Origin of the sequence: Corynebacterium sp. CCM 9204 (assembly GCF_041357695.1) — a bacterium.
Lineage (GTDB): Bacteria > Actinomycetota > Actinomycetes > Mycobacteriales > Mycobacteriaceae > Corynebacterium.
Window position 1 is genome coordinate 152,602 of the sequence record NZ_JAUERX010000001.1, and the last position, 19,560, is coordinate 172,161.

The window sequence follows — 19,560 nt, forward strand, 5'->3', positions numbered from 1 at the left end:
AGCCGGATAGCGGTGCTGCCCGGCGTCCTTCACATCAGAAACTTGGACAACGAAAGTAACCACATGACCGACTATCCGATGGGTTTCGTCGACATCGGCGCCGTCGCCATGCTCACGAACCCCGACAGTGGGCACGGTCGTGCGCGGCATTCCACCGAGCGTGCGATGGCGGCGTTTCGCGATGCGGGTGTCGAGGTTCTAGCTTTTCAAGGGCGGACGACGAAGGATTCCCGGCGGTTGACCCGGGAAGCCGTTGAATCGGGGCGCTTTGACGCGATCGTGGTTTGTGGCGGCGACGGCATGATCAACCTCGTGCTCCAGGAGACTACAGGGAAGAAGATCCCGGTCGGGGTCATACCTGCAGGTACCGGAAATGATCACGCCCGGGAGTACAACCTTCCTCGGACGAGCCCGGAGGCCGCTGCGGAGGTCATTGCGGCGGGTTTCACGGTGACGACAGATCTGGGGCGGATCACCGATTCCACGGGGAACGAACGGTGGTTCGGAACAGTGATGACCGCTGGATTCGATTCCCTGGTCAGTGATAGGGCGAACCGGATGACCTGGCCGCACGGCTCCGCCCGCTACAACCTCTCCATCGCCGCCGAACTTATCAGTCTTCGCCCGCTGTCGTTTTCCATGGAATTGCACGGCAGGCACCCTGTTCCCGGTGATGTCGGAATTGAGGAAAATAGCTCGTTGACGGTCCGTGGTGCCGCGATGCTCGCGGCCTTCGGCAATACCCGTACCTATGGGGGTGGGTTGCCGGTGTGTCCCTTCGCCAATCATCGGGACGGGTTACTCGATGTGACGCTGGTGGATCCATCCGGGAGGGTCCGGTTCGCCTCTTGCATGGGGAAGATCATCAAGGGCACGCATGTGGAACTCCCGGAGGTGCACAGCTACCGGGTGCGTAGTGCGGACGTGTGGGTGTACGGCGTCGATGCGTATGCGGATGGCGAGCGGATGTCGGCGCTCCCGGTCACTGTTGAGGCGGTTCCGGCAGCGGGGCGTTTCATCGTTCCTGCTCCCTGATTGAGACCTAGGTGTGCCATGGTGTGACCTTGGTGAGCGCCCGAAAGCTCACCTCCCCGCCACCGAAGTGAATGACGGTCATGGGCGGTGTTTCAGGGTGGGGTGAGTGTGATAGAGCGCATAGTAATTTCAAACCACGCAGCTCTCATCCTTCTTCACTGAGTGAAAGTATGGTGCTGGTTAGTGGCGTGCCGGCTTGAACATTGCAAAAGGGGGCGTGGTCCATGGGATCGTGGAAAACGGGAGCGGCACTGGTCTGTGCGATAGTGATGCTCATCGGTTGCTCAGCTATCGGCGGGGAAACTGATTCGGAGCAGGGGACCACGGGAAGCGGTTCCACGCCGGAGGCTCTCCCCGTGACAGCGGACCAGCTCATGAACGCCTGGATTCCTTCGGTGTGCCGCCACGAAGCGGGACATCTGGTCGACGGTGTTTTGCCCGTAGAAGACGAACGAAAGGGGTCCGCGAATATCGCGGGTGTTGGAGGGGGAAAACGGCCCGCGATCGTCATCGGTGATGTCACCGGTGACGGTGTTGATGACGGGGTTGCCGACATCGTGTGCAACGCCGGAGGGGTCGGATGGCCGTCCACCCTCGTCTTCTACACTAATGGTTCAGAATATCTCGGTTCGGTACACCGGTCTGACATTGTGGACAATCCCGGCAGGGGTCCGGTGGACGAGCTGACCATCGAAGATGGGTGGATCAGTTTCAGCTGGTACGGGCCGAAGACACCGAGTGAACCCGCATGCTGTCCGACACAGTATCTGAAGGCGCGGTTGATGTACGACGGCACGGAACTCGTCGTGGCAGACATCCAGCTTGACCGTCTGAAAGACCGAGACGAGCTCTATGGTGGTTGAGTGATCCCCGATATCACTCAACCACCAGAGCCAGAGAGGTGTGGACAGCGGAAATTCGCCGACTCGAGTACGCGCGGCGAAGTGCTCAGCAGGCGGGGTGAGCGCTGGAGCTTCCCGGATGTGGTGAAGGCGGCAACAACGCCGGAACCGTCCCTGTCGCGCCAACGATTTAACTCTGAGTATGCCTCCAATACTGGCCCACAGACGCCTGTCCGGGTGGTCCTCCGAAGTTCACAGGGGCCTCTTGATCCGGCGCGGTCTAGTGGCGGGCCTGCCGGTCACGGTCGAGGTGGTGTTCGCTGCCACGAGGTTCATCGCACAGGCGCCCTGACGAGACGGGCACAGCAGACGGCCTGTCCACCCGCCCGCTGAGGGCGCGCCGCTTCGAGTGGGTGACCACTGATCGGGGTGGGAGCGCGAAGATTCCACTTCGAGGCACCTCGCTGCTCCTACACTTGAGAAACGGATGATCCGTCCGGAACTCCACTGATCCGACCACCGCGAGGGGCGTTCACAATGAGAATCAGACGAGTGGGAGCTGTACTGTTCGGCGTGGCACTGACGGCGTCGGCGTGCAACGGCGCCGATGAGGGTGCCGAGCCGAGTACGGCTGTCGACACGGCGACCGTCGCCGGAGCCACCGACGACAGCGGTGCGGATGTCCCGCAGACGACCGGGCACCGGACGATTGCGCCCAACGGGGAATCGGAGACAGCGGGCGCGCCGTCCAGTGAGAGCCCGGCTAAACCAGTGGCGCTTCCCGTGTCAGCTGAGCAGCTCATGAACGCCTGGATCCCCCCGGTCTGCGGGCACGATGCGGGCCAACTGGTCGACGGTGTCCTCCCGGTCGCGGACCAGCTGAGCGGTTTCGCGAAAATCGCCGGGGTCGATCCGTGGGACGGCTCGCCCCCGGATCCGGCGATCGTCATCGGCGACGTCACTGGCGACGGTGTCGATGACGGGATGATCGACATCTACTGCAGTGCCGGAGGTGTGCCCTGGCCGTCGGTCCTCGTCTTCTACACCAACGGTGGGGAGTATCTCGGCGCGGCACCCCGATCCGAGGTCGTTGAGAATCCCGGCCGGGGCCCGGCCGATGAGCTCACCATCCAGGACGGCCGGGTCAACTTCAGCTGGTACGCGCCGGGGCCGAATGACGGTGCGTGCTGCCCGACGCGGTTCATGAAAGCGCAGATGGTCTACGACGGTGGGGAGTTCTTGGTGACGAACGTCCAGATGGACCCGTCCCGGGACCGCGCCCCCGAGTTCTATCAGGCGAAGTGACCGACGCTTCCGAGCCGGGGCACAGTCGCCGGGGGTGTGCCCCGGGATCCAGCTACGACCCGTCCGGCTATCCGCGGGCACCATCCGTGGTCCGGTCGAAGCCGCTGGGTCCGGCCGTCGCGGGGTGGTGGAGGCTGCAACCGTGGACCGGTACTCCGGTGTGGTTGCATCTCACTCCCAGGGCCTGCAGGTCGGCGCACCGGGCGCGGGGATTCGGCCCGGTGCGCCGCCCTCTACTTCTTGTACCAGGGATTCATGGCGCGGATCTGGTTGGTTCCACAGTGGATCTCACCGGTTCCACGGTGGAGGTAGTCGTAGTCATCGACGAAGATGACCGCGTAGCCAGCTTTAGCCATTTCCTTCGTCAAGTGGTCAGCGAACGCATCCGTCCCGTTGATGTTGGGGCCGTATGTTTTTGGAGAGAGGTACGTCTTTCGGTCCCGGACGATACCGTTGACGGCGTTCGGCGTGAAGGATGCCATCGGGTAGATCTTCGTGGCGTCGTAAGCGTCGTGCAGATCCATCCGATACCAGGCGGGTTGCCGGATGATGTCCTCCTCGCCCAGACCAGTTTCGGCCTTCAGCGTGGCGATGTTTCGGTTCATCACCTCGATGGCAACCGCGTGCTGGCGCTGCATCATCTCATCGGTTGCTTCAGCCACTGTCGTCCGGGCCTGCGGGTGATCCACCAGTTGGACGTCACCATGACCATTTGCGACGAGATCCTCAAGCATCACCTTGCCTAGTTGCGGATCGGCAACCAGAAGCTTGAAACCTGCGGCATTGTCCGCTGGGAGAACATGAACGAACTCGTCGACGTGTCCGACCGCAAGGAAGCTGGTGTCCAGGATCAGCGGATCGGTGTAGCCCTGGGCGGCCAGGAAGAGGATCTGCTCATTCGTCGGACTGTTGTCGTCCTGGTGGTCATGTGCACCGCCATCCCCGTGATCGTGTCCATCATCATCGGCGACCAGATCCGGGTGCTGGCGGACACCGATGATGGCGCGGCCCTGCGGGTGGGCGGGCGTCGGGGGTAGGAACTCAAGGTTGCCGCCCGCACTGGAATCGGAGTGCTTGCCGTCTGTGTCGACCTCGGCGACGGCGACATCCCGCCCCTGTAGGTGATACATCGCGTTCTGTCCGTCGTCACCTTGATCGAGTCGCATGATGACGCGCATGTACTGCGGTCCTTCTGCACCGGGGAGTGCGGTGTAGAAGATCTCGCTTCCGTCCTGCAGCCATTGGACATCCATGTCCGGGATCTTCCGGAGCTCGACGTCATCGCCGAGAGCGGCGTCGAGACGGGCATTGAACGGTGCGGCATCCTTGAAGGAATCGTCCAGGGTCAGCACCGTGCGTAGATCCTGGGTGTGGTCGTGGGCGCGCAGTGGGGCCTGCTGAAGCTGGACGTTGTCTGTTGTCGACGCCCCGTCGTCGGTGGTGGTGAGTGTCACGGTGAGTCGACCGTCCCACTCGGCGTGATTGCGCATCACGTCGAGCCCCTCAACGCCGAGGATTGCACCGGAGCGCAACTGCTCTGCGTTCAGCGTGGTGGTGGTTGTCACGGGTGCCCATGAGCCGTCACCGGTGAGAAGGAATACGCGGGCCCGGTTCGTGTCATACGCCAGGGTCGCGGCCGCAGAATCGGACAGGTCCCGTGTTGCTTTGACCTCGAGGCGAGCCAGGTCGAGAGCATCGGCCCCACCGTTGACGACATCGTCGGCAGCGTCATTGCACGCAGCGAGTTCCGCCCGGGAGGTGTCTGCGGAGTAGGCGCACCGCCCGGAATCATCGTCGATGTTCGCGAGGAAGATCGCGCCCTCGTTGACGTTGGCCGTTGTCCTGCCCGCGTGGTCGGCGTCGGTGATCCGGCCGTCGCGGTTCGTGTCACCGACGATCGTGGCGAGGGGCGGGGCTGTCGGGGTTCCACTGCTCCCAATTCCACTGCTCCCGGAGCTGAATCCCGAGGTCAGTCGATCGGCCAGGCCTCGCCACTCGGAAGAGATGGTGGTGGATCCGGTGGCTGTGGTGATGGAGTTGATGTAGTCGACGGGGTTGCATGCGGTGAGTGCGAGGGATGAACAGGCGAGAGCAGCGAGGGTGCCGCCGGTGCGCAGACGATGGAAATTCAAGTGAAAAACCCTTCCGGTAGTGTTGACCGGAATAGCCTACTGCGAGGTTTTTTCATTAGGCAAGGGCGGTGGGCGTGGGGGTGAAAACTGTGTGTAAGCTGGGAAAACGCAGGGTGCCGCCCGGGTCGGGCGGCACCGAATCGTCACCTGTCGTCGTCGCGGCAGCAGCGGCCGACCTGTGTGCCCTGGCGTAGGTCAACCAGGAACCCGATGTCCCCGATCTCAACTTTCAGCATGCGGCGACCGGGTGACCACAGAGTCAGCGCGGCAGGCTCAAGCATTGCGATGTCTGCGACCGCGCGCAGACGCTCGGCGTTGTGCGTCCAACGGCGTTCGACGGCGTCCTGGTGGGCGAACGTCAGGAAATGGCCTTCGACGGCGATGATGCGGGCTGGCTCCAGGACCTCATCGGTGGGCGCAGTCAACGCAATGTACCCGTGGCTGTGCGTGGAACGGTGTTCAACACAGTCGAAGGATGGGGCGAAGCCGGGGAATCCCGGAAGTGAATCCGGGGTGGTGTAGGTGTTGGTTTCCCCATCGGCGGTGTACTTGCTCATGTGTTCTCCTCCTCGAACCGGGCCCGGGACAGAGATGTCCTGCGGCGGGTGTGTGAGGAGGGGTCCGTTTTGCCGGACCGGGGACTGCACTCGTTGGCGTGACCGGTGGAAAAGGTGCACGGAGTGTAGAGCCATCTTGATTTTAGCAGCGAAGTGGAGAGTGCGGAAGGAGAAAATGTGGGGAGGGCAAGCCGGCCGACGGCTCCACCATCGCTGTGGTGGAGCCGTCGGGATGCCGTCGACTAATCCTTCCTGCCGAGCGTCTCGGTGAAGTTGCGCATCATCTGCGGGTAGTCGTCGCGGTCGGTGTGCACCTCGATCATCACGAGCTTGTCGCGGTTCCGGTCGGCCTGTTCCAGGGCCGCGTCGAGGGTCGCCGGGGTCGGGGCATCGATGACTAGGCAGTTGTCCTCGTTGCCGCCGAAGGCGCGGGGGATGTCCTGCCAATTGAACGGGGTGATGTCGTTGTAGACCTCGTCGGGGCCGTGGATGGCGCGTTCGATGGTGTAGCCGGAGTTGTTCACCAGGATGATCAGCGGGTTGATGCCCTCGCGGAACATGGTGGCGATCTCCTGCACCGTCAATTGTGCCGATCCGTCGCCGACGAGGACGACCATGCGCCGGTCACGGTTCGCCATACCGGCACCCAGGGCCGCGGGGATGGAGTAGCCGATCGACGCCCATAGTGACTGGCCGATGAAGCTGACGCCGAAGGGCAGCGGACTGTCGGCCATGCCGAAGAAGCTGGTGCCCTGGTCCGCGATGACGAGGGAATCCTCGGGCAGCCACTCGGAGACTTTCGACCACAGAACATTCTGGGTCAACGGTTCGTTCGGGTCCGAGTGGGGTGCGGCGGGAACGTGACGTTCCTTCAGTTCGTGCGGTGTGACCTCGGTGTCGGCGAGGATGCGGGCCAGGGCGTCGATTGCGTCACCCATCTGCAGCGGCGCGAAGGTGCGGCCTCCGATGGTGGACTGGGTGGGTGAGATGTCCAGGACCCGCTCGACTCCGAGGTTCATGGAGAACCCGGCGGTGGTGGAGTCGGTGAACTCCACGCCGATGGTGATCAGCCGCTCTGCGTTCTCCACCGCGTCCTTGGCGCGTGGTGAGGAGGCGGCACCGATGTAGATTCCGGCGAAACGGTCACTGCGCTCATCGACGAGAGTCTTGCCCCATGTCAGTGTGGCGTAGGGGAGGTCGTTGGCGTTGATCATCCGGTCGAAGTTCCCGATGCAGCCCACGCGGTGGACGAGCAGGTCGCCGAGCACCGTGGCGGAGTGGCCGTCGAGGAATTCTGTCGCGGCCCGTTCAAAGGCTTTGAGCGCGGCGCTGGAGGACCGCTTCCGGGCGATGTCGATTTCCAGGGGCTCATCGGACGGGTACACCTCGGCGGCGGCGACATCGGGGGAGAGTACGAGGTACGCCGGGCGGCGCTGTGCGAGCATCTCGGTGATCACGCGGTCAATCTCACTCGTCGCATTCGACGGCGTGAGCCACGCCTGTGCGCAGGTGACGTGACCGGCCATCTCATAGAAGTGGGTGAACACCCCGTCGCCGAGGCTGTGGTGGATCTTCTTCCGGGAGGTGAGGATCTCCGTGACCGGTGCCCCGACGATGTGGAGGACCGGGACATACTCGGCGTAGGAGCCGCCGGTGGCGTTGATCGCGGAGAGCTCGCCCACCCCGAAGGTGGTGACCATCGCCGCGGCACCCTTGAGTCGGGCATAGCCGTCGGCGCAGTATCCGGCGTTCAGCTCGTTGCAATTGCCGACCCAGGTCAGGCGATCGTGTGCGGTGACGGTGTCCAGGAACTTGAGGTTGAAGTCGCCGGGGACACCGAAGATGTGGTTGATGCCGATCTCCGCGAGCCGGTCGAACAGGTAGTCCGAGACAGTGTAGCCGCTGCTGCCGGATTGGGTCATGGTGCTCCTTTGTGGGTCTGTCGGAGGTGGTGTGGGCGGGCTGCCGTGGTGTCGGGCCGACCGAGACGGGAAAACTCCGGGATTCACCTACGGGTGGTTGGAAAGTGGCCTGGCTCACGACTCAGGTTACGGGCTGTGGCAAGGCCTAGTGGGGTGGGGGAGCATCCTCCGGGATCATCCCTCGTCAGAGGCACCCCCGGAACTACACCCGTTAGCCGAATGTCGCCATGGTGGTATCTTTAAATGTGGTTCCCATGATGTGGGAGGCGAGCGCTACGCTGCGTGGAGTTCGTTGTCGGTAGTGGGCAACCGTCGGCCCCGCCGTTCCGGAAACTGGTTGTATTTCCTGCGGGTATAGTCCAGTTCAGCGTTTCTCTCGCCCAGGACTGTCGTCGACACGTCTGAGGGGGAGCGGTATCCCGGATGTGGGATGGAATGTGGATGAGGGAATCTCCGCTACCCCCGATCTTGTTCGTGGATTCCGAACACCGGACAGTGGTGTACGCGCCTGCTATGTCGGGGGAAGGCTGCTATTGCTTCTGGCAGGGGGAACCGTCGTGTTCATCGAGACCCAACAACCAGGCTTTGGTGCCGATGGTCACCTTGAGGATGCTGTACCGGTCTGACCACAGGACTTCCGCGTCAGGCTCCAGCATGACGAGGTCTGCGATGGCCCGCAGGCGCTCCGGATCGTGGTTCCACCGCCGTTCCTTCGTGTCCCCGTGGGTGAAGATGAGATGGTTCTCCCTGGCCCCGAGGATGACGGCGGGTTCCCAGTCCCCACTCGCGGCATGGTTCATTCTGATCCAGTGCACCGAATGCCCGGTGCCGTAGAGCGTGCATCCGGAAGGAAGCGCGGTGGCTCCCAGCTCCGGCAGATAGTCCGGGGTGCTGGTGATGTTCCGATGTTCGGGGTTGGTGTGCTCACTCATGTGAACTCCTTGAGATAGTCGCATACTTCCACTAGACAGATGTGTCCTGTGGCGGATCTTCCACCGGGGGCACCGAGCGCGATACGCGGTTGCCAGTCGACGAGCCGGGGACTTGACGTCGAACTTCTTGATCAAAAACGAGAATAGCAGCGGTGTGATTACCGTGTCATCTGTCCGGATTCGGGTACCCCTGTCCCAACCAGGATCGTTCGTGTCTGGGAGCGGCCGGAGCGGCTCTTCACCGCCAGCCCGTGAGCGGATGTGTGCTTTCCCACTGAGCCGCGATGAGGTCTTATTCGTTCGTGCAGCTCCGTGGGGTCATTGAACACGCGGCCTAATGAGGCGCCCCGGATCGTCAGTGAACTACCACTGATCAACGCTCCTTCGCCACCAGTGTGAGGACGTCGTAGGTGGCCACGACCTCGTCGTTCTGGTTGTACAGGATGGCATCCCAGCAGACCTCGCCGTAGTCGTCGGTGACGCGTGGCGTGATCCGCTTGGCGGTCAGTTCCACCCGGATGGAGTCGTCGTAGGTGACCGGGGTGAGGAACCGGAGGTTCTCCAGTCCGTAGTTGGCCAGGACTGGGCCGGGGGCGGCATCAACGAACAGCCCGGCGGCCCAACTGACCAGGAGGTAGCCGTGGGCGACGCGCCGGGGGAAGAAGGGATTGGCGGCGGCGGCTTCCTCGTCGGTGTGGGCGTAGAATCTGTCTCCGGTCTCCTCTGCGAAGGCCGTGATGTCGTCCAGTGTGACGGTACGCAGGTCGGAGGCGAATTGGTCGCCGACACGGATTTCCGCGAGGGACTTACGGAACGGATGGATACCGGTCCCGTTGTCCACGTCCGCGCGGGTCACCCGCTGGACATCGGCGCCCGTGTGCCAGATTCCGGTGACGGCGGTGAGGTGGTTCGGGGTGCCCTGGACCGCGCTACGCTGCATGTAGTGCTTCACGCCGCGCACACCGCCCAGCTCCTCGCCGCCACCGGCGCGGCCAGGGCCGCCGTGCACGAGGTGCGGCATGGGGGACCCGTGGCCGGTGGAGGTGTGGGCGTCGTCACGGTCGAGCAGGTGCACACGCCCGTGGTGGGCGGCAATCCCCCGGGTGAAGTCGCGGACGGTGTCCGGTTCGTGAGCGCACAGGGTGGCCACGAGTGAGCCGCGACCGTACGTGGTCAACCGGATGGCGTCATCCAGCGTGTCATAACCCAGAATCGAAACGACCGGGCCGAACGCCTCGGTCGAGTGGACCGCGGCCCCGGGATCGGCTGCGGTCGCGGGATCGAACGTGAGGATCGTCGGGTTGAGGAATGCGCCCTCGGCGGTCTGTGGTCCGCCGGTGTGGACGGTAGCGCCTGCCGCGATCAGTTCGCACAGGGCATTGATCACAGCGTCGCACTGTTCCGTGGAGACCAGTGGCCCCATGGTGGTGCCCTCCGCGTCCGGCGCGCCGACGGTGACCTTCTCCGCGATCATGGCGCCGAGTGCGTTGGCGACGGTGCCGACGAAGGGAATGGGTACTATGGCGCGGCGGATAGCGGTGCACTTCTGGCCGGCCTTGGCGACGAGTTCCCCGAACAGGCAGCGGATGTAGGCGGTGAACTCGGGGGAGCCCGGGGTGACGTCCGGCCCGAGGACCGCGGCGTTGAGGGAATCCGCCTCGGCGGTGAACCGGACCCCGCCGCTCAGGATCGCGTCGTGGGAGCGCAGGATGTTCGCCGTCCGTGCGGAGCCGGTGAAGGCGAGGTGGTCGCGGTAGTCCAGGTGTTCCAGGAGGTCGACGCTCCCGCCGGAGATCAACTGCAGGGACCCCTCGGGCAGGAGACCGGACTCCACCATGAGTCGGACACAGCGTTCGGTGACGTAGCCGGTCTGTGGTGCCGGCTTCACGATTGTCGGGACACCGGCAATGAACGCGGGTGCGAACTTCTCCAGCATGCCCCAGACGGGGAAGTTGAAGGCGTTGATCTGCACGGCCACGCCGGGGATGGAGGTGTAGATGTGTCCGCCGATGAAGGACCCATCGCGGGAGAGCTGTTCGGTGGGGCCGTCGACGATTACCGTCGAGTTTGGCAGCTCGCGCCGGGATTTCGAGGAATAGACGAACATTGTGCCGATGCCGCCGTCGATGTCGATGCCGTTGTCCCGTTTCGTGGCTCCGGTGCGGGTTGACAGCTCGTACAGTTCGGCCTTGTACTCGTCGAGATGGAGCGCGAGCTGCTTGATTCTCAGGGCGCGCTCGTGGATGGTGAGCTGCTGCAGGCTCCGCTGTCCAGTGGTGCGTGCGAACTCGACGGCTCCGGCGATGTCGAGTCCGTCTGCGCTGACGCGTGCCACGGCATCGCCGGTCGAGGGGTCCGTGGCGGTGAGGACGGCGTCAGGGTTCTCCGGGGTCACCCAACCGCCGTTGAGGTAGCTGGGAACGATGGGTGGTGTGGTGGAAGACATGGGGACCTTTCTCTGTGGTGCCTCAGTGGGGTTGGCGGAGGGGGAAACAAATGGGAAATAACTGACCGAACGGTCGGTCATCGAGGGTAAAGTATAACGTGGATCACATTTAAGAGGGGTTCCTGGACTCGGGCACCCCCGTTCAACAACCACCAGTGGAGGACAACGTGAATGAACAGTACGAACCCTGGACCGTCACACCCGGCGAATTTGACCGAAAAATGGGTATTGAGGTGCTGGAACAATCCGCCGAGAAGGTTGTCGCCAGAATCCCGATCGACGGGAACAGGCAGTCCCACGGGGTGCTCCACGGTGGTGCGATGATCGCCCTCGGTGAAGCGGTGGCCGGATGGGGTGCCCTGATCTACGCCTCATCCTTCGGGAAGATCGCTGTAGGTGTGGACATCAACGCCACCCACCATCGGTCCGGTGTCGCCGGTTACGCCACCGCGACCGCGACTGCGCTCAAGTTGGGTCGGAGACTGGCCACCTATGAAGTGGTGGTGCTCAACGATGGGGGCAAGCGACTGTCGACGATCCGGGTGACCAACGCGATCATTGATCCGCGCGACTAGCTGTCGGAGTAGTCGTAGAAGCCCCTGCCGGACTTCCGTCCGCAGTCACCCCGGGTGACCATGTCCTTCAACAGTTGCGGCGGGGCGAAACGCTCACCGAGTGTCGAATGCAGATAGTCGGCGATACCGAGCCGGACATCCAGGCCGACGATATCGGTCAGCTCCAGCGGCCCGACTGGAAACTTGTAGCCCAGCACCATGGCGGCATCAATGTCACGGGGGCTGGCCACGCCTTCCTCCACCATGCGGATTGCCTCCAACGCGATGGCGACACCGAGACGAGAGGACGCGAAGCCGGGGGAGTCCCGGACCACGACGGGCGTCTTTCCCAGCGCTTCGACCCAGCCGCGTGCGGTGTCCACCAGGCGTTCATCCGTGGTGTCAGCGACCACGATCTCCACGAGTTTCGACGCCGGGACCGGATTGAAGAAGTGCAGGCCGATGACATTGCCGGAGCCGTCGACGGCACCGGCCAGCTCCGTCACGGACAGCGACGAGGTGTTCGTCGCGATCACCGCGTCCGGTGCATGCTCCCGGATGGAGGCGAAGGCGTCGGCTTTCAGCCTGGGATCTTCGGGCACGGCCTCCACGACGAGGTTACAGTCGGTGAAGTCGGCATGGTCGGTTCCACAGCTCAACCGGTCGAGCCATTCCGAGGGAGGCCCAGGGGCTCCGCGTTCGATGGAACCGTGAACCGCCTTCTCTATACGGTGTCGCGCAGCGGCGGCGGCGCCGTCGTTAATGTCGATGACGGTGACGGTACTGCCTGCGGCGAGGAAGGCATGGGCGATACCTGCGCCCATGCGTCCGCCGCCGAGGACACCGACGCGATTCGGGATGCGGGGTGTGTCGTTCATAGGGTTCCTTTGTTCTAATCGTGGCTACTTGTTGTTTCGGCGGTCGAGGAACGCCTGCATACGAACGTGTTTCTGTTCGGATTCGAAACAGATGGCCTGGGTGATGTTGTCGATGGCCGGATGCGCCGAGGCTGGCATGGCGAACAACTGCTTCGACAGGCGGACCGCCAGCGGATCCTGCTTCGCGATCCGGTCGGCCAGGGCATCGGCCGCATCGATCAGCCCCTCCGGGTCATCGACGACCTCGTTGACCAGGTGCAGGTCCAGTGCCTCTCCGGCGTCGAGAATCCGGCCGGCGAGCAGGATCTCCTTGGCCACGGTGGGGCCGATGATCTCCTTCAGCCGCCACAGCCCACCGGCGGCGGCGATGATGCCCAGACCGGTTTCCGGCTGGCCGAACTTCAGATTCCGGGTCGCGATCCGGAAATCGGCGGCGAGCGCGAGCTCCGCGCCCCCGCCCAGCGCCCAACCATCCAACGCGGCGATGACCGGCATGGGGAGCGCGGCGATACGGTTGAAGATCGCCGAGTTGATGCCCCGCAGGGCGTCGTCACGCGACCGCTCCTTCAACTGTTCGATGTCCGCGCCGGAGGCGAAGATCCCGCGCCCGTCGACCCGGGTGCCCGTGAGGATCAGGATCTTCGGTTCGCGTTCCAGTTCACCGCACAGTTCGTGCAGTTCAGCGACCATCTGGTCGTCGATAGCGTTGCGCACCTCGGGCCGGTTCATCGCCACGACCAGCCGATCAGCGCGCCTTGAGACGTCGAGGGTGGTGTACGTCATCGGTCCTCCCCGCACAGTTCGAGGGCGAGTGCTGCACCCTGCCCAACGCCGATGCACATCGTGGCCAGCCCACGCCGTGCCCCCTCGTGCTCCATGCGGTTGAGCAGGGTGATGGCGATCCGGGAACCGGAGGACCCGAGCGGGTGTCCCAGTGCGATAGCCCCGCCCCACGCGTTGACGATCTCCGAGTCGAGTCCGAGATCACGGATGCAGGCCAGCGACTGCGTGGCGAACGCCTCGTTCAGTTCGACCGCCTCCAGATCGCCAATGTCCCAGCCGATGCGGTCGAGGAGTTTCCGGGTCGCAGGGATCGGGCCGAGGCCCATGATCTCAGGTGCGACACCGGCGGACGCGCCACCGACGACCCGGGCACGAGGGGTCAGCCCGAAGCGTTCAACGGCGTGTCGGGAGCACACCAGCACCGCTGAGGCGCCGTCGTTCAGTGAGGAACTGTTGCCCGCCGTCACGACCTCACCTCCGGTGACGACAGGTTTCAGGCGGGCGAGTACTTCAGTGGTGGTGCCCGGGCGTGGGCCCTCATCGGTGTCCACCACCGTCACCGCTCCCTTACGTCCGGTGACCTCGACGGGAATGATCTCGTCGCCGAAATGCCCCGCATCGATGGCAGCCGCTGCACGCTGCTGTGATTGTGCGGCAAAGGCGTCGGCGTCTGCGCGGCTGATCCCGCAGACCCGGGCGACCTCCTCGGCGGTCTCCGGCATGGAGAACGTCGCCTTGTCCCGCGCGGCGAGAACGGGGTTGATGAAACGCCAGCCGATGGAGGTGTCGGCAATCTCCCCAGGTTTCGCGAACGGGCCCTCGGGTTTCGCCAGTACCCATGGGGCGCGGGACATCGACTCGACGCCACCGGCGATGACGATGTCGGCCTCTCCGGCGCGGATCATGGTCGCGGCGAGGGTGATGGCGGACATTCCGGAGGCACAGAGCCGGTTCACGGTGATGCCGGGAACACTGTCCGGGTATCCGGCGAGCAGCCAGGCGAGTCGGGCGACGTTGCGGTTTTCCTCACCCGCGCCGTTGGCGTTGCCGAGGATCACCTCATCGACCGCCTCCGGCGGGATCCCGGCATCCTCGACGACAGCGCGGAGGCACAGGGCGGCGAGGTCATCAGGCCGGACGGTGGACAGTGCGCCGCCGTAGCGGCCGACAGGTGTGCGTTTACCGGTGACGATGAACGCGGAGTCACGGTGTGGTGCGGTCATAGTTTCTCCTGGGTGATCGGGCGGGTTGTGCGGTGACCGGGCAGGGATCAGTACCCGTGGAACGTGGGGTGCCGCTTTGCCTTGAACGCCGCGAAACCCTCGGCGTAGTCGGCGGAGGAACAGAGCTCGCCCTGGGCGATGTTCTCGGCGTGCACGGATTCCCAGAGACCGACACGTTCGTCACGGATCATGCGGACGAGTTCGCGGGACGCGAGGAACGCCTTCGTCGCACCGGAGGCGGCACGCTCGGCGGCGGCGCGAGTGAAGGAATCCAGATCCTCGGCGGGGACAGACCTGGAAAACAGACCGGCGGACACCGCCTCCTGACCGCTGATCAGATCCCCGGTGACGATGAGATCCATTGCCCGGTGGGGGCCCAACCGCTCGACGAACAGCCAGTGCCCGCCCGAATCAAGGGTCGCGCCGAGGTTGGCGAAGGGGGAACCGATCTTGGCGTCGTCGGCGACATAGACGATGTCGGTGGCCAGTGCGAGCCCCAGCCCGACGCCGAGACATGCGCCTTGGACTGCTGCGAATGTGGGGGCGGGGAACGCGGCCATCTGCTTGAGCAGCGGTGTGACCTCGTGGTCCAGGTATGCGGTGGCGTCATCGGTGGCGGGGTCGATGCCGACGATGTTGCGCCCGGCGCAGAACCCCCGTCCCTCCCCGCGGAGCAGCAGTGCGCGGACGCCCTCGTCTGCGGCTCGGGTGTAGGCGTCGGCCAGGTCACTGACTGCCGCGGAGTCGAGAGCGTTCATCGCCTTCGGGTTGTTCAGGGTGACCACGGCGACGGTTGTGTCTCCGGCGGGGTGGAAATCGAGTTCGATCATGGGGAGTCCTCGTGAGGGGTCAGGCGTCGTAGTCGACGGTGATGGAATCCGTGGTGGGGCGGGTCTGGCAGGTCAGTACGTAGCCGCGTTCGACCTCATCGGGTTCGAGGGCAAAATTCTCGTCCATCTCGTACTCACCCGCGACGACCTTCGCGCGGCAGGTCCCGCAGACTCCGCCGGCGCAGGCGAAGGGCACATCGGGACGTTTGCGCAGCGCGGCGTTGAGGATCGTCTCCCGGGCGGATTTCGGCGATTCGACGGTGCCGCTCAGCCCATCCAGGCGGAACTCGATGGCATAGTTGTCGCCCTCCGGATCGGCCTCGACGGCGCGGCCGGTCTGGCCCGGCTGCGGACCGGAGGTGGACTGCCCGGTGGTGAATAATTCGAAACGGACCTTCTCGGCGTCGACACCCGTGTCCGTGAGTGTGTCCCGGCAGAGCTGCACCAGTTCGAAGGGTCCGCAGAGGAACCACTCGTCGACGTGCTCCGGCTGCAAAACCCGGCCCAGCAGCAACTGCAGCTTTTCGGCGTCGATACGCCCGGAGAACAGTGGATTCACGCGGCTCTCCCGGGAGAGAACGTGGTGCACGGCGAAACGGGTGGGGTAGCGGTCTTTGAGATCGCCGAGTTCCTCGGCGAACATCACGTCGCCAGACCCCTTGTTGGCGTAGACGAGTTCGAAGGTGGCGTTATCGGTCGCGGCGAGGACGGTCTGCGCGATCGCCATGATCGGGGTGATGCCGGAGCCCGCCGCGACGGCGACGAGGTGGGTTGCGGTCGCGGTCGTGCGCTCCGTGTCCCGTGCGCGTTCCGCGATCCCTTCCGGATCATTCATCGAGGTGGTGTGCACCTTGGAGGTGAACGCCCCCTGGGGATTCATCACATCGATGGTGAACCCCGGCTCCAGGATCTCATTTGCCCAGGTGGAGAACACGCCGCCCGGAGTCTTCTTCACCGCCACGCGGATCACTCCGCGACGGGGGATGTCACAGATGGAATAGGAGCGACGCACCTCCCGCCCGTCGATGTCGGCCCGTAGCGCCACATACTGTCCAGGCATGTAGTTGTAGTCGTCGGCGAGGTGCTCGGGAACAGTGAACGTGACCTCGACGGAGTCCTCGGTCAAGCGCCGGACACGGGTGACTTCGAGGGGGTTGAAGGAGGTTTTCCGTCGGGTTCCGGTTGTGGTGGTGGACAAGTCAGTGCCCCTTAAAGTAATCGAACGGCTCGTGGCACTCCCGGCAGGAGTAGAGCGCCTTGCAGGAGGTGGAGCCGAAACGGCTGGATTCTGTGGTGTTCATTGAGCCGCAGAGCGGGCACCGTACCGCCGGGGTGAGGGTGATGGGGATGGGGCCGGTGCTTCGTTCCCGAGCTATGGGAGGCGCGATACCGTATTCACGCATCTGTTGTTTCCCCAGTTCGGTGATCCAGTCGGTGGACCAGGCGGGCCGGAGAACGGTCTCGATACGGGGACGGGGATAACCGGCCCCGGTGATCGCGGCGGTGACGTCCGCGGTGATCGTGCCCATCGCGGGGCACCCCGAGTACGTCGGGGTGATCACGATGACGGGGATCTCGCCGTCGAAACGCGCGTCACGCAGAATCCCGAGGTCAGCGATGGAGACCACGGGGATCTCCGGGTCCGGGACAGTCGATGCCGTGTCCCACAGCAGCGCAGCGGCCGGGTCCTCCGGTCGGAGCGGATGGACGGTGTTCGTGTTCGTTGCGGACACGGTAATCACCAGGTCGCGCCCGGATGCTGACGAGCCAACCACTGCATCTCTGCGAGGATGAAGCCACGGTGTTCGGAGAACCGCCCGGTGCGCTGGCCGGACCGGGCCTGCGGATAATCGGGGATCTCCAGGCCAGCCTCGGCGACGATGTGGGCGATCCGTCCATCGAACTCCTCCCGCAACGTTGACGGGGGGATGGCGATTCCTTTGAGTTCCGCGTGCACGGGCAGATCTTCGAAGAGTTCATCGAGGTAGGGCCACATGTAGTTCAACCCGGTCTGCATCCGGCGATGCGATTCCTCGGTACCGTGACCGAGCCGCAGGAGCCACTGGCTGGAATGGTCGACGTGATACTCGACCTCCTTGATGGCCTTCTCTGCGATGGCCGACAGCGTCTCATCCGTGGAATCCTGCAAACGGGTGTAGAGACCGTAGGCGTAGTAGGAGAAGAGCAACTGCCTGGCGATGGTGTGGGCGAAGTCCCCGTTCTCCTGTTCCACGAGTCGGCAGGAACGGAATTCCTCCTCGGAACGGAAGTACGCGAGATCGTCTTCCGTCTTGCCCCACGCGGTGCCGGCGTAGGAGAGCAGGAATCGAGCGTGGCCGAGTAGATCAAGGGCGATGTTCGTGAGGGCGATATCCTCCTCCATCTCCGGAGCGCGGGAAACCCACCATCCCAGACGCTGGGCGAGGATCAAGGAGTCATCCCCGAGCATCAGCGCGTAACGGGCGACGGGATCGGAAGCGATCGCACCCGAGGCCTGGATGTCCTCGGCTGTGATGGCATCACCCATCCAGTGATGCGTTGCGGTGTCAGTGTTCGGTGTACTCACAGGTGCTTCACCCCTTCGCTCCGCGTGTAATAGGTGGCGTGCCGGTAGTTCTTGCCCTGCGCGGACTGGAAGAAGCCGCCCTTGGCGTCCGGGTCGGAGGCGGTGATCGCATCGGACGGGACCACCCACACGCTTGAGCCTTCGTTGCGTCGGGTGTAAAGGTCCCGGGCGTTGCGTAGCGCCATCGTTGCATCGGGTGCATGGAGGGAACCCGCGTGGACATGGGAGAGCCCACGGGAAGAACGGACGAAGACTTCCCAGAGGGGCCAGGTGGTGGAATCGGGCATGGTGTTCCTCTTTCGTCTGGGCTGGTGAGGGGGAATCAGATACGAGGTGGTGGGTCGGACTCAGGCGACGCGAAGGCCACGTTCCGTCGGGCTTGTTGCGGCGGTTTTCTCGGCGTAAGCGGCGGCGGCTTCGCGGACCCACGCGCCCTCCTCGAACGCCTGCCGACGCCTCTGGAGGCGCTGGACATTGCACGGACCGGAGCCTTTTATGGTGGCCTTGAACTCGGACCAGTCGAGCTCACCGAAGTCGTAGTGACCTCGCTCCTCGTTCCACCTGAGATCGGGATCCTCGAAGTGAAGCCCGAGTGCTTCGGCCTGCGGGACGATCATGTCGACGAACCGCTGGCGCAGCTCATCGTTGGAGAAACGCTTGATGTTCCATGCCATCGACTGCCGCGAGTTGGGGGAATCATCGTCCGGAGGCCCAAACATTTGCAGTGCAGGTCCGTAGAAGCGGTTGATCGCCTCCTGCGCCATCTGTTTCTGCGCCTCGGTGCCGTGGGACAGGGAGTAGAGGATCTCCCAGCCCTGGCGCTGGTGGAAGGACTCCTCCTTGCAGACCCGGATCATTGCCCGAGCATAGGGGCCGTAGGAGCAGCGGCAGAGAGGAACCTGGTTGCAGATCGCTGCGCCGTCGACGAGCCAGCCGATGGCCCCGATGTCGGCCCAGGTCCGCGCCGGGTAGTTGAAGATCGACGAGTACTTGGCACGCCCGGTGAGTAGCTGTTCGACGAGTTCGTCACGGCCAGTGCCCAGGGTTTCCGCAGCGGAATAGAGGTAGAGACCGTGTCCGGCTTCATCCTGGACCTTGGCCATGAGGATGGCCTTCCGCTTGAGGGAGGGGGCGCGGGTGATCCAGTTCGCCTCGGGTTGCATGCCGATGATCTCCGAGTGGGCGTGCTGGGAGATCTGTCGGGTGAGTGTGCGGCGGTAACCGTCCGGCATCCAGTCGGTGGGTTCGATGCGGGAATCCTCGGTGATGATCCGGTCGAAATGCTGCTGGCCCTCGTTGTTGGTCACGGGGTTTGTGGTGCTGGTTCGGGGGGTGGCGGGGAATGTCACGGTGTTCTCCTTCGGAGTCCCGCAGAGTGTCCGGGCGTGTTCGAGATGCTGCGGGTGACGGTGCGGCGTTCGCCGCTGGTGCGGGGCGGTCTGGCGGCTGGAGGCCGGTGCCCGACGATTGCATGTCTGAAAAACTGATCGTTCGGTCAGTATATGAACGAGTGTGATGTGTGTCAATGGCTTTTGTGATCTGCGACTCACCCCTG

18 protein-coding genes and 1 riboswitch are annotated in these 19,560 nt (G+C 64.1%); of the genes, 4 read left to right on the forward strand and 14 right to left on the reverse strand.

The genetic code is table 11. The annotated features are described in order from the left end of the window. Positions 1–63: 63 nt before the first annotated feature. The 3 genes from QWU43_RS00660 to QWU43_RS00670 all read left to right on the forward strand — a co-directional run bounded on the left by QWU43_RS00660 (position 64) and on the right by QWU43_RS00670 (position 3,182). Positions 64–1,035, forward strand: coding sequence for a diacylglycerol kinase (locus QWU43_RS00660; protein WP_370916877.1), 972 nt, complete (start codon positions 64–66; stop codon positions 1,033–1,035). 224 nt (positions 1,036–1,259) lie between these two features. Beyond that, positions 1,260–1,898 (forward strand): hypothetical protein, encoded by a 639-nt coding sequence (locus QWU43_RS00665; protein ID WP_370916878.1) that lies wholly within the window; start codon positions 1,260–1,262, stop codon positions 1,896–1,898. Positions 1,899–2,414: 516 nt separating this feature from the next. Next, positions 2,415–3,182: a hypothetical protein gene (locus tag QWU43_RS00670; RefSeq protein WP_370916879.1), complete on the forward strand. Its 768-nt coding sequence runs from the start codon at positions 2,415–2,417 to the stop codon at positions 3,180–3,182. A 233-nt stretch (positions 3,183–3,415) separates the two neighbouring features. Here the strand turns inward: QWU43_RS00670 and QWU43_RS00675 are convergent, their stop codons facing one another. The 5 genes from QWU43_RS00675 to paaZ form a co-directional block, all read right to left on the reverse strand. Continuing rightward, the gene (locus tag QWU43_RS00675; protein WP_370916880.1) at positions 3,416–5,314 is read right to left on the reverse strand and encodes a protein-arginine deiminase family protein; all 1,899 of its coding nucleotides are present in this window, start codon (positions 5,312–5,314) and stop codon (positions 3,416–3,418) included. A gap of 143 nt (positions 5,315–5,457) precedes the next feature. Further along, positions 5,458–5,871 carry a hypothetical protein gene (locus tag QWU43_RS00680; RefSeq protein WP_370916881.1) on the reverse strand — a complete coding sequence of 138 codons (414 nt, stop codon included), beginning with the start codon at positions 5,869–5,871 and terminating at the stop codon, positions 5,458–5,460. 242 nt (positions 5,872–6,113) lie between these two features. After that, positions 6,114–7,793, reverse strand: a complete 1,680-nt coding sequence (locus QWU43_RS00685; RefSeq protein ID WP_370915699.1) for an alpha-keto acid decarboxylase family protein — start codon at positions 7,791–7,793, stop codon at positions 6,114–6,116. Between the two features lie 530 nt (positions 7,794–8,323). Continuing rightward, positions 8,324–8,725 carry a hypothetical protein gene (locus tag QWU43_RS00690; RefSeq protein ID WP_370915700.1) on the reverse strand — a complete coding sequence of 134 codons (402 nt, stop codon included), beginning with the start codon at positions 8,723–8,725 and terminating at the stop codon, positions 8,324–8,326. A 17-nt stretch (positions 8,726–8,742) separates the two neighbouring features. Next, positions 8,743–8,858: riboswitch (SAM riboswitch) on the reverse strand. Positions 8,859–9,098: 240 nt separating this feature from the next. After that, entirely contained in the window at positions 9,099–11,171 is a 2,073-nt protein-coding gene (gene paaZ / locus QWU43_RS00695; RefSeq protein WP_370916882.1) for a phenylacetic acid degradation bifunctional protein PaaZ, read from the reverse strand. Positions 11,172–11,392: 221 nt separating this feature from the next. Here paaZ and QWU43_RS00700 point away from each other — a divergent pair, with 221 nt between their 5' ends. Beyond that, the gene (locus QWU43_RS00700) at positions 11,393–11,746 is read left to right on the forward strand and encodes a PaaI family thioesterase (RefSeq protein ID WP_370917188.1); all 354 of its coding nucleotides are present in this window, start codon (positions 11,393–11,395) and stop codon (positions 11,744–11,746) included. Here the strand turns inward: QWU43_RS00700 and QWU43_RS00705 are convergent. The 9 genes from QWU43_RS00705 to paaA are packed head-to-tail and all read right to left on the reverse strand — an operon-like array spanning position 11,743 to position 19,312. Further along, a complete protein-coding gene (locus tag QWU43_RS00705) occupies positions 11,743–12,603 on the reverse strand; it encodes a 3-hydroxyacyl-CoA dehydrogenase family protein (protein ID WP_370916883.1) in 861 nt (286 codons plus the stop codon). The genes QWU43_RS00700 and QWU43_RS00705 overlap by 4 nt on opposite strands. Before the next feature lie 24 nt (positions 12,604–12,627). Beyond that, a complete protein-coding gene (locus QWU43_RS00710) occupies positions 12,628–13,386 on the reverse strand; it encodes an enoyl-CoA hydratase/isomerase family protein (protein WP_370916884.1) in 759 nt (252 codons plus the stop codon). Then, entirely contained in the window at positions 13,383–14,609 is a 1,227-nt protein-coding gene (locus tag QWU43_RS00715) for an acetyl-CoA C-acyltransferase (protein ID WP_370916885.1), read from the reverse strand. The genes QWU43_RS00710 and QWU43_RS00715 overlap by 4 nt, the downstream gene beginning before the upstream one ends. Positions 14,610–14,656: 47 nt before the next feature. Continuing rightward, positions 14,657–15,439, reverse strand: a complete 783-nt coding sequence (locus tag QWU43_RS00720; protein ID WP_198736952.1) for an enoyl-CoA hydratase/isomerase family protein — start codon at positions 15,437–15,439, stop codon at positions 14,657–14,659. A gap of 19 nt (positions 15,440–15,458) precedes the next feature. Next, positions 15,459–16,637 carry a 1,2-phenylacetyl-CoA epoxidase subunit PaaE gene (gene paaE, locus QWU43_RS00725; protein WP_198736953.1) on the reverse strand — a complete coding sequence of 393 codons (1,179 nt, stop codon included), beginning with the start codon at positions 16,635–16,637 and terminating at the stop codon, positions 15,459–15,461. 1 nt (position 16,638) lies between these two features. Beyond that, positions 16,639–17,172, reverse strand: coding sequence for a 1,2-phenylacetyl-CoA epoxidase subunit PaaD (paaD, locus tag QWU43_RS00730; RefSeq protein ID WP_370916886.1), 534 nt, complete (start codon positions 17,170–17,172; stop codon positions 16,639–16,641). A gap of 5 nt (positions 17,173–17,177) precedes the next feature. Beyond that, on the reverse strand, positions 17,178–18,005 hold the full coding sequence (gene paaC / locus QWU43_RS00735) for a 1,2-phenylacetyl-CoA epoxidase subunit PaaC (protein ID WP_370916887.1): 828 nt from the start codon (positions 18,003–18,005) through the stop codon (positions 17,178–17,180). Further along, on the reverse strand, positions 18,002–18,292 hold the full coding sequence (gene paaB / locus QWU43_RS00740) for a 1,2-phenylacetyl-CoA epoxidase subunit PaaB (protein ID WP_198736955.1): 291 nt from the start codon (positions 18,290–18,292) through the stop codon (positions 18,002–18,004). The genes paaC and paaB overlap by 4 nt, the downstream gene beginning before the upstream one ends. A gap of 60 nt (positions 18,293–18,352) precedes the next feature. Next, on the reverse strand, positions 18,353–19,312 hold the full coding sequence (paaA, locus tag QWU43_RS00745; RefSeq protein WP_370917189.1) for a 1,2-phenylacetyl-CoA epoxidase subunit PaaA: 960 nt from the start codon (positions 19,310–19,312) through the stop codon (positions 18,353–18,355). Positions 19,313–19,560: the final 248 nt, after the last annotated feature.